The organism is Geothrix mesophila (assembly GCF_022808835.1).
Classification (GTDB): domain Bacteria; phylum Acidobacteriota; class Holophagae; order Holophagales; family Holophagaceae; genus Geothrix; species Geothrix paludis.
The window spans coordinates 1,560,646-1,574,156 of sequence record NZ_JAKZLD010000001.1 but is presented as its reverse complement, the minus strand read 5'-3'; the positions used below and the strand labels follow the sequence as shown (position 1 = coordinate 1,574,156).

9 protein-coding genes are annotated in these 13,511 nt (G+C 53.6%); 3 read left to right on the top strand and 6 right to left on the bottom strand.

All coding sequences use genetic code 11. From position 1 onward, the window contains the following. Positions 1–441 precede the first annotated feature (441 nt). Entirely contained in the window at positions 442–1,806 is a 1,365-nt protein-coding gene (locus tag MLG87_RS07090; RefSeq protein WP_243294484.1) for a hypothetical protein, read from the bottom strand. 845 nt (positions 1,807–2,651) lie between these two features. Between MLG87_RS07090 and MLG87_RS07085 the strand changes: the two genes are divergently transcribed. Beyond that, positions 2,652–2,822: a hypothetical protein gene (locus MLG87_RS07085; protein WP_243294483.1), complete on the top strand. Its 171-nt coding sequence runs from the start codon at positions 2,652–2,654 to the stop codon at positions 2,820–2,822. A 174-nt stretch (positions 2,823–2,996) separates the two neighbouring features. Here MLG87_RS07085 and MLG87_RS07080 read toward each other — a convergent pair whose 3' ends face one another. From MLG87_RS07080 to MLG87_RS07070, 3 genes are all read right to left on the bottom strand, one after another. Then, on the bottom strand, positions 2,997–3,956 hold the full coding sequence (locus MLG87_RS07080; protein WP_243294482.1) for an ATP-binding protein: 960 nt from the start codon (positions 3,954–3,956) through the stop codon (positions 2,997–2,999). A gap of 457 nt (positions 3,957–4,413) precedes the next feature. Continuing rightward, positions 4,414–4,758, bottom strand: coding sequence for a lipase family protein (locus tag MLG87_RS07075; RefSeq protein WP_243294481.1), 345 nt, complete (start codon positions 4,756–4,758; stop codon positions 4,414–4,416). Positions 4,759–5,555: 797 nt separating this feature from the next. Then, positions 5,556–10,445, bottom strand: a complete 4,890-nt coding sequence (locus MLG87_RS07070; RefSeq protein WP_243294480.1) for an RHS repeat domain-containing protein — start codon at positions 10,443–10,445, stop codon at positions 5,556–5,558. Positions 10,446–11,168: 723 nt separating this feature from the next. On the opposite strand from MLG87_RS07070, the gene MLG87_RS07065 reads away from it, so the two are divergent. Then, a complete protein-coding gene (locus MLG87_RS07065) occupies positions 11,169–11,321 on the top strand; it encodes a hypothetical protein (RefSeq protein WP_243294479.1) in 153 nt (50 codons plus the stop codon). Between the two features lie 21 nt (positions 11,322–11,342). Further along, complete coding sequence (locus MLG87_RS16355; RefSeq protein WP_425250881.1) at positions 11,343–11,624, top strand: helix-turn-helix domain-containing protein; 282 nt, start codon at positions 11,343–11,345, stop codon at positions 11,622–11,624. A gap of 247 nt (positions 11,625–11,871) precedes the next feature. Here MLG87_RS16355 and MLG87_RS07060 read toward each other — a convergent pair whose 3' ends face one another. Together MLG87_RS07060 and MLG87_RS07055 are read right to left on the bottom strand one after the other, a co-directional pair. Next, complete coding sequence (locus tag MLG87_RS07060; protein WP_243294478.1) at positions 11,872–12,306, bottom strand: hypothetical protein; 435 nt, start codon at positions 12,304–12,306, stop codon at positions 11,872–11,874. A gap of 333 nt (positions 12,307–12,639) precedes the next feature. Then, the gene (locus MLG87_RS07055; protein WP_243294477.1) at positions 12,640–13,311 is read right to left on the bottom strand and encodes a hypothetical protein; all 672 of its coding nucleotides are present in this window, start codon (positions 13,309–13,311) and stop codon (positions 12,640–12,642) included. Positions 13,312–13,511: the final 200 nt, after the last annotated feature.

Sequence of the window (13,511 nt, the reverse complement as noted above, 5' to 3'; positions counted from 1 at the left end):
GCTCGCCTCATGGCACAGGGCACGGCCATGACTGAACAGGACCTGGATTTCGCCAAGATCAAAAGATGAATCTCACGCTCTGCCACAAAGCTCAGGCCATTCTGCGGGAGGCGGGCTTGGACCTCATGCCGCTCCCCGTGGTCTGATTGCCCCGCCTGCGCGCTGTGCGGGGCTCGTCGTGATCAGGAAGGACTCGCGGGGAAAGTGGCACCCGGAGATCCGCCTCAGCATCCCCCTGCTGGCCGCCGGGGTTTGGGCTGGTTGGCGAGAAACCGAGAAAATACCTGCTACCCAGCCTCGATATCAGATTAAGGATTAAGCATTGATAACAGTGTTCTAGAAGCTGACAAAGAGCCTCAATTAGTCAGCATTTGAGGCTCTTTGTCACTTTATTATATATCAAATAATTATGCAAATGTTTAATTTATACATTATGTTAATTCAGTAAGAAAATAGAAATGTCCCATAAACCATATCTTGCCATACGATTATTTCGGTGGCTCCAGTCCAATTCGTCGGAGGACGCCAGACCGAATAACCTGATTTTTGAATACTTCCCGAGGATAATGTCTCAGATGTTTTATTCGTCCAAGTATAATTTGAAGTTGAATTTAAATTAATTTTAACAAAAAAATCAACACTGCCCTTAGTGCTCGTAGATACACTGTAAACATCCTGAGATTCAGATGTTGTTGCATCGGATGTTGAATATTCAATGTCCCCTTGGACCAACTGAGGTCCCTGGCCCGGAGCAAGAGCTGCATAATAAATTGAACCCACTTGTTTAAATCTATTATTTTTTAACGAGCTATTGAACGATGGCCTCGTCCCATTCGTACCATCATTTGAGAATGGATTGGATCTGAGAATATTATTAAAATCTTCTATGGTTAAATCTTGCCCAGGTCCAGCCCACGTACGATTCAATCTTTCTCTAAGCGGAGCACTCATCAATGATGGGTTTTTAAGTTCAGCGACGGTTAGATAAATGATATCGGGTCCACCACCTGCATATGGATCGTTACTATCACAGGCAATGGTCCACAGTGGATTGTTAGCCACACTAGGGGAAGTCGAAGCAGCGAAAAGCATTACAGGGTTCAGACAAACGGCAATTTGATCAAAATCGTGATCAACTCCGTAAGGTGGATTTACCTGTCCCTGACTTATTAAAGAACTTCCAATCGTTTTAGATACGGAAAGAGTATTTGAACTTGTTTTTGTCGTAGTCCACCCAGCGCTATAAGTCGTAGTAGCATCAGCAATAAAAATACCTCCACCAACTTCGGCAGAAAATTGCATGCCATTTGAAAAAGACTTTGATACATTTGTAGAAATACCAGCAATAGAAGTTGCAGAATAATCCACACTATCATTAATCCCAGGTGCAGAATAAATTATACTTACTACTTGGTATTTAGGCGACAATCTTCCATTTCCATTGATATATCCCTGACCACCAGTTGCATATAAATAATAACTTGAACCATCGGTGGCTTGAATCTGTGTTAATGACGTGCTGGTTGTTCCGGTTAATTTTCTTGTTCCATCTGGATAATAAAGATATTTATAGTTCGTCTTTGTTGATCCATTAAAATAACGAATGATTCCATTATTATCTGTCCATTTCCAATTCGAATAAGTGGTGCTGATCGGCCAAAGGACGCTCGGATCATTCAAATCCTCTGAATAAATTGTAGATTCACTATTAGATACACTACCTCCAAGCGTCTGCGCTTTTGCCAACGCAGGCAGAAGCCAAAGCATCATAAAAACAATTACAAATATTCTAATCCTCAATATCATAGATTTCTCCTGTTTAATTTATATAATTAATTAAAATACCCACAAATAATATAATTATAACTTAATATTATAATCAAGTGCATTAACAAATAACCTTATGATCGGTGGGGGGCGCGAGAGAAGTGAGACAACATTACATCTACACATTGATTTCCCTAGAAGTTTGGTAATTGAAAACAATTAATTCAAAATCGATTAATTAATATATATGTAATAAATTTTAAAATAGTTTTTCCGCATTCTCGGTGGGTGGGACATGCCGTGACCATATCTTGGGGATCCTGGAAAATGCCTAGAATCTCTTTTTAAAATTTATTTTAATAACTACTAGCAAAGCTCAAAATGCGTTTATATTCTTCTTTGGAGACTATCCCACCTCAAATCAAATTCAACCATTCTCCCTGAACGGTTGATTTCACCCTCCGAACGGTTCCGATCTATATCGGATCTGCTGGCTCAATAATAATTGCCAATTGCAATCATCCGTTGATATCAGCACAATCTAAATATACATAAATCAGTTTTTATTTTCTTTGTTTAAACAAAACAATTTAACAAATCAATGTTTGATCTGTTAACAAACTCAGATGGCCCCCAACCAAACACATGCGCACAGGTGGAATCATGGGCCAGTATGGTGGGAAACCCTATCCCAAGCATTTGAGAGAAGCATCATTATAAATGCAAGACACCACAATGATTCATTGCTTCTCCACCACAAGCCGGGTCGCCCAGACCAAGCCCAGAATAGGAACACGCACCTCACCCTCCGCCACAAGACCCAGGCCATTCTCTGCGAGGCAAGCTAGGACCTAACGCCGCCTCCGGTGGCCTAGTCGCCCCGCATGGCCCGCTGCGTGGGGCTCTTCGTGATCGAGAAGGAGGCGCGGGGCAAGTGGCACCCGGAGATCCGCCTCAACATCTCCCTGCTGCGCCGCCTGGACTGGCCCTGCCCCACTGGATGTGGCGAGAAGAAGCACCCCCTACCGGGGCCAAAGCTCGACCAGCATGCATGAGGATCTCCAAGAACTGGAAGTGAGGCCGAGCATCGGGGGCACAGACGAAAGTTCGCCTGGATCCACAAAGGGGATTGGACCAAATCCTACGATTTGGGACCGAAACCCTTAGAAGATTTCCGCCAAATGGTCGGTTTTCACCGCCGAGCGGTATGAGAGCCTCTATGGTTCAGGCTATCCACGGGTCAGGGCCTCTCGCACTTTGGACCTTAGCCGTGAGGGCGTGAATGGTTTTCCGAGGAAGTGAACATTGGTTTCCAACACGCCATGACGCAGGATTGCGTCGTCGGTGTATCCGGACATGAAGAGAACCGCCAACCCGGGGTGGTGAAGGCTCGCTTGCTCGGACACTTGACGCCCATTCAACCCCGGCATGATCACGTCGGTGATGAGCAACTGAATCCGGTCTATGGACTGGGCGCAGAGCGCAAGGGCTTCATCCCCGTTCCGCGCTTCCAGAACGGCATAACCTGCCTGTCGCAGGATGGCCCCGGTTACTTCGCGAACCTGCTCTTCATCCTCCACCAGAAGGATGGTTTCGCTCCCGCCTTCATCAGCTGCTCCCACAGACATTGGTCCAAAGGAAGGCTGGTCCTGCCCTTGAAGCTGCGGGAAGTAGAGTTTGAAGGTCGAGCCAACCCCCGGTTCACTGTAGAGCCAGATGTGGCCTTGGCTCTGTTTCACGATACCGAAGACAGTGGATAGACCTAGGCCCGTCCCCTTCCCGGGCCCCTTCGTCGTAAAGAAGGGTTCGAAAATCCGTGCCTGCGTAGCCTTGTCCATTCCATGACCGGTGTCGCTGACGGCCAGCATGGCATAGGGACCTGGGGTGACATCGAGATGGTGACTTGCATAAGCCGTGTCCAGGTCGACGTTGTCCGTTTCCACGGTGAGCTTCCCGCCGTCTGGCATGGCATCCCGCGCATTGATCGCCAGGTTCATGACCACTTGCTCGATCTGGCTCGGGTCAGCGAAGACCATCCGAAGATCTGGGGAGTGGAGGATCTGAAGCTCGATGTCCTCACCAAGGAGTCGATGCAGGATCGGACCAAGATCTATGAGCGAAGCATTGAGGTCCAGAGGCTGCGGTGCCAGGACCTGTTGGCGGCTGAATGCGAGAAGCTGGCGCGTCAATTTAGCAGCGCGTTCTGAGGCCAGTGGCGATCGCTTGAGGGTAGCCTAGACCGGTAACACGCCTTGTACTTATGCGACTTATTTCTCGCCCCAAGATGTCCCCAAAATCTAGAGCACGATCTGGTCACTCCGCTGGTTTCCGAAGGGTTTCTGAGAGTACGATCCTGTAGCCTCTGAGCCGATCCCAGGAGCTTGAACCCAACCAAGACAACCCCGCCGTGTGGCAAGCAACCGCTGGAGACCTCACCCACTTAGTGGGGGCCATATTGGCTCCGAGAGGCCATAGATCGAGAGCGCATGTCCTTGCGGCGGTGCCGGAAAGATGTAATACGTTCGCCCGGCAATGCCCTCTACCTACCAGGGATTCGTCGGGCCAAAGCTGGATTCCTCACTCCCCATTAGGTCGACGAGCAGTTCGCCCTTCTTCCAGCGGCAAGTGGACGCTCCTTCTGTTCGGTCACCCCCGGACTCCCCAGGTGCCTCGGGCAGCGTGAACCCTCTGCCCTGCTCCAGCTGCTCCAAAGGTGTAGCAGGCCCCTACACAATCGGGGGCTAGGATTCGAGTTGCTACGATGGCTAACGCTCCCCCCAAAGAATGCCCGGTCATGATCAGTTGATCTGGTTTAGCAGTGGCCAGGGCTTTCTCGATGTCCTCTCGAACAAGTTGGAAGGCCTCCAGAAAACCGCTGTGGATCTCAAAGGTCTCCTTCCCCACAGCCACGCTTGCGAAACGAGCCTTGATGTCGGTTTTGATGTCTCCGAACAGGTGCAGCAACGCATTTTCAAGCACGAGCTCATCCATTACAAGCTCTGCCAGATTTGAACCACCCTTGAATCAACGGATTCAGACCAGCCCTGATAGACCAGGACAGTCTCGGTGACAGGCGCAACCTTCAGGCCAAACCGCCAGGAGGAACCCCGCCGATCACCGGCATTTCCGGGATGTGGCGAATTCCAGAGAGTTCATCGGGGTTCCTACTCACGAGCGAAGATGTGCACCCGGGACTGTCGGATTGATGGGGCTGATGGGCAACACGCGCACGCAGGCAGGCTCCACAACTCGCACCACAGCTTTTTCTGGGGGAATGCAATTGGGGGACACGGGTATGAAAATCGGGGACTCCCCTCATATTCGGGTGTACCTGGTAATCTGGAAGTTCCTCGATTCCTACTGAATCTATACCTAGGGCCTTTCTGAGTCGTCTAACGATTATGGACGATAACAACCAAATATAGACACAAATAGATGAATGCAATCGCTACAGGCAAGTTGACAATCAATATCAACTTGAGACTCAACTTACGTCGACCAAATGTTGTGATGATTGGAAGAACGACCCAGCTGATACTGCCTAAGATCCACGCATAACCAACCCCTTCCCAGTATTCAGCTCTGTAGGGATCTGAAGACTTGATAAAATAAAGGGCAGTATAGTAAAAAGCCATGGAGAGGCTAATCCACCCCCAGATCGATAAAATAATGATCGATATTTTGCGAATCATGACAGCACCCCATTAACACCTGATAAATGTGAAACAATGGTTATAATAATTAAAATATGCGATCGCCATTATATAAAATTTACACCTAGCGGATAGTTAGTGATAATGAATGTATATAGTTAAATTAATCAAACTATTCACATTTTGTTTGCAATTATTAGTGAAAAAACCATAACTTGAACTGAATCCAGATTGGACACCATATGCGGTTTCGAGGTCTGGAATAAAATCCGCCCCACCGATGAAATTTAGGGGACCAAGATTGGAAAGAGCTTGACCAGCTGCCGCAATATCGACATTTGCGTCCATTGACCAACCAGAAGATCCTCCATTTCCATAACTATACGTGTGTAGCAATGTCCCATCTGGATTTGTTGTCACAACAAATGAATGGGAAATCCCTCGACTGGTTGCCTGACCACTCCCACCGAATGTTCGGTTGACCCACCAAACGCCCGCCCCGCCCCCTGCCGCACTCCAATTTATTTGCGGCGAAACGGATATTACCGACCAAAGAAATTCATTATTGGGTCCAATTGAATACTGATATGTGGTTCCATTTAATTCAAAAGTCTGTCCTAAAATTGGGGTGGATGGGAATTGCATCAACTGGCCCCCTTGCGCGGTGTAGCCATTTGAGCCGAAATCAAATAAACTAGAATAAAATGATCCAGTCGATTCAGCGTTGGAGTTCTCAATGGGGTTTCTTGCATCCGGAATTCCCCCTGCCGACGCAGCTAGCCATAGCATCATGTAATAGCCCTGGTAGAATTGCATATCAACTTCAGGGACTTGGATGATCATTCCACTTGGGTCGCGCCCCAAGAACGGGCTCCCTCCCGCATAAGCCTCCTGATTCCACAGCCTGGGGTCCACACCTTGGTCGGAGTTCACAAATGCATGCCAGGCCGGGCTGTAGTAGCGACCCCGCATGTAGATGAGCCCCGAGACCTCGGTCTGCAAATGGCCTGTATAGCCGGTAACGGGCTGGTAATCACTCTGCGACATCAACTCGCCGTAAGGCCCGAAGGCCTGCCTGCCTTCCACGGTTCCATTGCTACCGCTGGGCCACGTGCCCGCACCCTTAGTAACAACCCTCGGGCTACCCAGGTGGTCACTATGCAGTTCGTGGACACCACCAGCGTCGATCTCAGCAATGGCCTGGGATCCCAAGTACACTACATCCCGCTTCCACGATGGTGTTCCAGTGGTGTTCACGTACTCCCCCAGGAGCAACCCTTGTGCGGTGTAAGCATACTTCCGGTTGTTCGCGCTCGTCGTGGTGTCAGTCACGCTCACACGCATACCCGAAGGTGCGTAGAGGTAGGCCTGGTTTCCGGCGGTCCACGTGATTGACTTCACCAGGCCCAGCCCATCCCAGCTCAATCCCAGCACGGTGGAACTGGCCGTGGCAGCACCCACCTGGGTGGCCTCACCCCGAAGGTTCGTGTTCCACCCGGTCGTGGCTTGGTTCTTCTCCGTCCCAGGAATCTGGTTGTTGATCATGGGATCGAATGTGAAGTTGTTGAAGGCCGGTGGCACGGGACTGGTGACTGCCGTGGCCGTGTGGGTGATGGCATTACCGAAAGCATCATACTCATGCGTTGTCGTGATACCAAAGCCGTCCGCATGAGTCAGGCGCCCCAAATCGTCATGTGTAAGAGTCGACCATTCTTGGACCCCACCCAGGGGGAGAGGGTCTAGGACAACGGATTTCAGGGTATTTTTCGCTCCATCATAGTCGTATTTTCGAACCTCGGGTCCGCCTCCCACATAACCTAAGCTCCATTTGGCCAGGCGTGTCCCCGTGAGGTCCGCATCCCACTGGTCCTGGGTTCCTGAGGCGAACTGGGTCTGGTATCGGTTCCCCCAATCGTCAAACTTGATGTTGCTCACCAAGGCCACGCCATTGTTCGTGATGCTGGTAACCCGATTCAGGGCATCGTAGCCGTAGCCGACCACGCGCCCGCTGGGGTAGGAGAGGCTGGTCAAATGCCCGGTGGTGGCGTCGTAGATGTACCCGATCCCCGTCGTCAGGCCCGGCTGGGTAGTGGTCTCCGTACTCAGGCGACCCCCCGGGCCGTTGTAGACGAAGGACTGGGACACGGTCACACCACCCACTGTGCGGGCGGCACTGGTGAGGTTCGGTCCCGTGTAGGTATTGGTCAGACTATCCGAGCCGTTAGTCATGCTCTGCATGCGCCCGAAACCATCGAAGACGAGGGTGCGAGTGCGCACGTCTCCAGTGCCAGCGGCTTCTTTCACCACCGTCGGCTGGTTCAAAGCATTGAAACCGGCAAAGGTCTGTGTGTTCGTCTCGGGCTCGGTCTTGGAGGTGAGCCGCCCCAAGGCATCGTAGGTCCAGGTTCGGGTTTGCACTGGCTGGCCGCTCGCCGGCGTGATGGTCAGGGTTGTCTGGTGTCCTGCGCCATCGTAGGCAGCCTGTGTGACGCTGCCATCAGGTGAATCCACCTGCACCGTCTGCCCGAGCGGATCGGTCCAGGTGGTGGAACTCACCTGATTGGAGAGGGTAGTCGTGACCTTGCTGTAGATGCCAAAGGCGTTGTAGGAAGTGGTGGTACCGCCCCCCACGTAGGGTGCCTGACTGGTCACGCGATCCAGCGGATCATAGGCCCAGGTCCGGCTCCGGCTGGTACCCGCTGGGTTGACTTCCGCCAGCGCCACCTGCCGTCCATAGGCATCGTAGGTCGGCGTCTGGGTCGTGTAAGTCGTGACGCCGCTGGTGCCGATCCCGGTGGGTGTCTTGGACTGGATGACCCTCCCGAACCCATCGTAATCCGTGGTGGTTACTTGGTTGTTGACCGTGACCTTGAGCGGGGTGGTCCCACCTCCGCCAATGCTGGCCACAGGATATTGGTAAGTCACCGTCGGGCTTCCGGAGCGGGACACCGACAGCTCCCGTCCCCGGTCGTCGTAGGTGTAATTGGTGGCCACCCCGGCGGCATTGGTGATAGTCGCGGGTCGTCCTGCCTTGTCGAACCCACTCCGGGTCTCCGTGAGCACTGGCGAGAGCGAGGGCTGATTAGCGATATTCGAGGAGGCAAGCGCGCCGGTGATGGAATCGTAGGTCACCCACTGGGTATTCGGCGAACTCACCGTGGTCGAACCTTCCACGTGGTGCACGTTCTGGATGTAGTGCCTCCCGTCCGTATCGTAGCTGTAGGTAGTCCCGTGTTGGCCCGTGGCCCCTCCGTCCAGGTAGCTCTTCTGAAGCTGGAGCAGGGCTGGACCAGAGCCAGGGTTGTCATAGACGTTCTTCAGGGTGATTGAAGGGAAGGCAGTACCGTCGGGCTTGTACCGTGTGGTCACCGTTTGGGTGAGCTGGCGGCCTTCGAGCATGTCCCATCGGGAAGCATAGGTGTTGACCGTGCTGGATACGGGGTGGGACACGCCCCCGCTATCCGTGACGCTCACGTCCTGCTGGGTCACCTGCAGGTTCGTGCTGTCGGGATACCCCAGGGTGGTGGTGATCGTGGGGGATCCGTCTCGTTGAACGGATACGGACTGGACGCGAGAGAGGCTCCCATTCAATCCGCCTGCGGATTTGTAGGCATAGGTCGTGGTGCTCCAGGCTTTCAGGCTGGTGTCCATGAGTGCGTCCGTTTGGTAGACGCCATTCCCATAGTTGGTGGTATCCGTCGGGAACGTGATCTGGTGGTAGCGATCCGGCGTGGCCATCTTGTCCGGATCCCACCAGCCCTCCAGCTTGATCGTCATCGGAGTGGTAAACGTCCGATTCCACTTCATGGTCTGCTTGCGCAGGTTCAAATCCACGGCTCGGGCCTCGGACACGCCGCGTTTGAACCCGGAGTAGTTGGTATAGAGGAAGGTGGTTGTGACCCCGCTCGGCTCGGTGAGAGAAGTCAACTCGGCAAGGTTCGTGTCGTAATAGAAAAACCATCCCCTGGTCGCGGAATCCGAGGTCCCGTCCCCGGGGGGCTCACCGGGCCCCGAAGCAGCGGGAACTGCGGTGCTGTTCCAACTCGGCTGCGGCAAGCTCCTGAATGATCCCACCTGGATGGAGGTGGGGCGGCACAGGGATCCGATCGGGCTTGGCACGACCACCCACCCATTGTCAGCCACTGGATCGATGGCATTGACCGGATGCAGGTACGAGTAGCCGGGATGTCCCTTGATCAGGACGGATGGGGCACGAACCCCGACGAAGTCCACTCGGAGGAGATTCTCGTCGACCGTGTTCGAGGTGTAATCGGCCCACCGGAGGACGACGCCTTTGGATCGTTGGTTGGTGGCCGTCACCTTGGTGATGGCCGTGATCCCATCGGGAAGGCCCGTGGTGGAGCGCACCCACTGGAACGTCACGTAATGGCCGAAACGATCCGCCCACAGCACAGGCGCCCAGGCATGGACTGATGCCGCGTACGCATAGACCCGGGCCTTATTCTTATCCAGGACCACCTTGTAGCTAGTGCTGTTGGTACCAAACCCGGAAGGCGCCAGCCCCTGGACGATGGACTGGTAGGTCGTTCCCAATCCGGCGGCTGTGGTCGTGTAGGAAAGATAGGTGGCCGTCGGATCCACCTTGGCTGAACTGATGCTCACAGCGGAGAATCCGTAGGCCTGGGGTAAGTTCAGAGTCGTGCCGAGGGTCGGGCTTGAGGAGAAGGTGGTCCACTGGCTATCCGCGATCTGGTTCCCGTTTTCGAGGACCGTGAGGCCATCGACCGTGGTGCCGCCGTAATTGCCGGCGTCAGAGATGTAGCCGAAATGGACGCCGCCCACTGCCGGGCGATCGATTTCGTTCAGCACGGGCACGGATTTCCCTAGGTCGGGGTCGTAGACCCGGGTCGTCCATACCCGGGTGAGGAAGGTCGCATTCAGGCCGAAGGTGACAGGAATCGGAACTTCCCCAGGAACGACGGCGACGGGTATTCCGAAGGTGAGGTTCCCGTTTTGGAGCGTGACATCCCAACCATTCCTGGTCATGTCGATGGGGGGCGGCATGAGGGAGTTGCTCGTCGCCTGGGCCCGAAGCCCCATGGCGGATATGGCCAACCCGCAGGCTAGGCAGATCTGATTCCATCGGCGCATGTGAATCCTCACTGATTGGGTTCTTCAGAAGCATCCGGGGAGGCCACGTCCTGTCCTCCCACCACGACTTGGACGGCTCGGACTCGAAGGACGCCCTGAACCGGCCGCCGGACCTGGACTGCCAGGGCTCCGCTTTGGTTTCCCGGTTTGAGGTGGATCCGGCCGTTCGTGGGAACGTCATCATGGGTTTGGACCCCTTCCACGTAGAACCCGAAGTGGATGGTGGTCGTTCCAAGGTTCCTGAAGAAAACCTGGTATCCCCCTCCCACCTCGAGGATCCTTATGCGCACATCCGCAGGGACCGTGCGTCCGACTTCCACGGGGAGCCAACCGGGTGCCCCTTGGGCGACCAAAGCGCCACTGAACGTGGCCAGGAGAAGGACCCCTACCGGGGCCAAAACGCGACCAGCATGCATGAAGATCTCCAGGAGCTGAAGGGGAGGCCAAGCATGGAGACGCAGACGGAAGTTCGCCTGAGCCCACCCAGGGGATTTGGAAGATCCTAAATTAGGGACTGGAGTCCTAGGAGGACTTCCGCCGAACGGTCGTTTTTCACCGCCGAACGGTAGTGCCCCCCACGGGCTATATTTAGCGTATGCGCCTCAATTTCATGAGTCTCAACCAGGGAGAGCCGACATGCCTGACATTGCGTCCGTTCTGAAATCCGAAATCCTGCGGCTCGCCCGCAAGGAGGTCAGGAACGAGATCGAGAACCTCAAGCGGGCCTCGGCCCAGTACCGCAGCGAGATCGCTCAGCTTAGGCGGCTTGTGGAACAGCTTGAGCGCTAGCAGGCACGGGTCACGAAGAAGATTCTCAAACAGCCGGAAGCGTCGGAAAGCGAGGAAGGCACCACGCGCATTCGATTCAGCGCGAAGCGACTCGCCCAGCAGCGCCAGAAGCTGGGGCTCTCTGCCGCCGATGTGGGCCTGCTGCTTGGAGTGTCTGGCCAATCCATCTACCACTGGGAGGCCGAGAAGAGCCGTCCCTGGCAGGCTCAACTCCAGGCGATCGCTGCCCTCAGTAAGTTGGGTAAGCGAGAGGCGAAGCGAAGGCTGGAAGAGATGACCTCACAGCAGAGCCAGGAAGGCTGAACCTTCATTGCGGGAATAGTCCCACTAGGTTTCTACACCACCCTACCCTCTATGCTCCACCGTGCTCCCGAAAAGGCTGGATCGTCGATTTAGGTTCTCTTGATCCCGGTAAGCCCGGTTGAGTGAGTTCAGCATTGTCCATTACCGACATTACGCAGGATTCAATGAAATCAGAAAATCCGATCACGCACGCAGGGATGGGGGAGAGCAGAAGGCCATGCAGACGGAGTCCTGTTTGAGCGGAAGGTTATGCGCCATGTTTCTTTTCATGTTCCCAGTTGAACTTGTAATTCAGTGGTGGCAATTCAAAATGTTTTACAAAATATAATCTCAATATTTGATTCTCAAGTGCGTAAGAGGATTGCTCTGCTGATGCTTTGAGCCATGTAACCCAAAGGCCTTCGAGAGGCCACTGACTTGCAAAGTCGTAATAGCCGAACCGCCATCCGGCCATATGGCTTGACTTTCTTGTTTTTCTTGCGCAACCGACAAAAGCGGTAAGTCTGGTCCGGAGGCAATTTGATTCACCGACATCGAGGATTCCGTCTGGATCGATTTCATTGAGTCGATGGATCGGTTTGCAGAGAGCGATAATGTACGCCCCACCAGCTTGTGGGGCAAATTTGTAAGAGTCGATCAGATTTCTCCAGCCTGGCCAAGTGAACGGAACTACCGTGGACACGAACTCTCCTGGAATGAGGCTTGAAAGATGCGTTTGCGCCTAATGAATAAAGGCAATCGGCCCTGCCTGCACCGAGGCGCTGACCGAAGCTGAGGAAACGGGACGTTGAGAGAGAACCGAAGCAAATGCAAGCGGGGTCCGAATTGAGTTAAGGCTATGTGTCGTCAACCCAGAGAAAACCAGGGAGAGCGACAAGTACCTTGTGGATGACCAGGTGCGAGGTAGAGCTTGTCATCGCGAGAACGGAACCACGGAGAGCTACTGGGTCTCTCCGGATAGATTCCACGCTGCGATGCGCAATTCGCCTGAGCATTCCTAACTTTTGGCAGGCTTTCAAAATCGAATACCTGTATATATTCCAATTTGTGATTTGGGGGCCAGAGATTTGATTGGTTGAAGTCCATCGCTTGTAGAGGAAAGTGCTGCTGCGAGTTCTAGCCCAACGAAAGGTTTAATAACTGGGGTTGGGAAAGCCATGCCAATGTTGGCCCGGAGCCATGGGCGAGCATAAGACGTACTGTTCGAGGCCAGACTCTGTTTCTCGAAACGCATTTCAATGCCCACGCCCACGGCGAGTAGTGCTTTGAAATTGACCATCATGCCCACAGAAGCGTGAGAGGCTTGGTAGTCAAGAGGGCCAGAATCGGTAGGGGGCTGACCTGGAACCGAAGTGCCTTGGGTAATGACCCGAGCAGTGGTCGTGACGGATGGCTGGTAGCCGACAGTTAGCTGAAGCATGGCAGGCCCAAGATCTATAACCGAATAGCCAAGACGAGCAGCAAGGGCTGTCTTCTTGGCGCAAGATTCATTCGTCGTTAAACCAGGCATTGAAGTTGAGATGGAGTTGTAAGTCTGGCGGCCTGCAAAGACGCCAAGTTCCCAGGTCTGTGCAGACAGGGGAGTGAGAAGGAACAAAGACCAAATAATGGCACTGATTTTCATGGCGTTCTCCTGTATTGGTTGGCCAGACACGAAGGAAAAGACCTGACGGATCAAGTTGACCATACCCGCTTCCAGCGAGGTGCTGTTTCTCGGCCACCCACGGGACCATTCGGTCCAGTGGGTGCCGTCACTGAGTCGCGGCTTTTGCTTGCCGTCCATAGTTGGAAGTCTCTTCCTTTGGCTGGGTTGGGGCATCGAAATTCTCTTGGGAGATAGCTTGGTCCCTTCTGTGTCGACCAACCAGGGCGTTCCACTTAGGTCGA

What these genes read in the sequence shown, in the direction of transcription:
- MLG87_RS07090 (WP_243294484.1), bottom strand. Translation starts at nt 1,806, where the DNA reads ATGATATTGAGGATTAGAATATTTGTAATTGTTTTTATGATGCTTTGG.
- MLG87_RS07085 (WP_243294483.1), top strand. Translation starts at nt 2,652, where the DNA reads ATGGCCCGCTGCGTGGGGCTCTTCGTGATCGAGAAGGAGGCGCGGGGC.
- MLG87_RS07075 (WP_243294481.1), bottom strand. Translation starts at nt 4,758, where the DNA reads ATGGATGAGCTCGTGCTTGAAAATGCGTTGCTGCACCTGTTCGGAGAC.
- MLG87_RS07070 (WP_243294480.1), bottom strand. Translation starts at nt 10,445, where the DNA reads ATGCCGCCCCCCATCGACATGACCAGGAATGGTTGGGATGTCACGCTC.
- MLG87_RS07065 (WP_243294479.1), top strand. Translation starts at nt 11,169, where the DNA reads ATGCCTGACATTGCGTCCGTTCTGAAATCCGAAATCCTGCGGCTCGCC.
- MLG87_RS07055 (WP_243294477.1), bottom strand. Translation starts at nt 13,311, where the DNA reads ATGGTCAACTTGATCCGTCAGGTCTTTTCCTTCGTGTCTGGCCAACCA.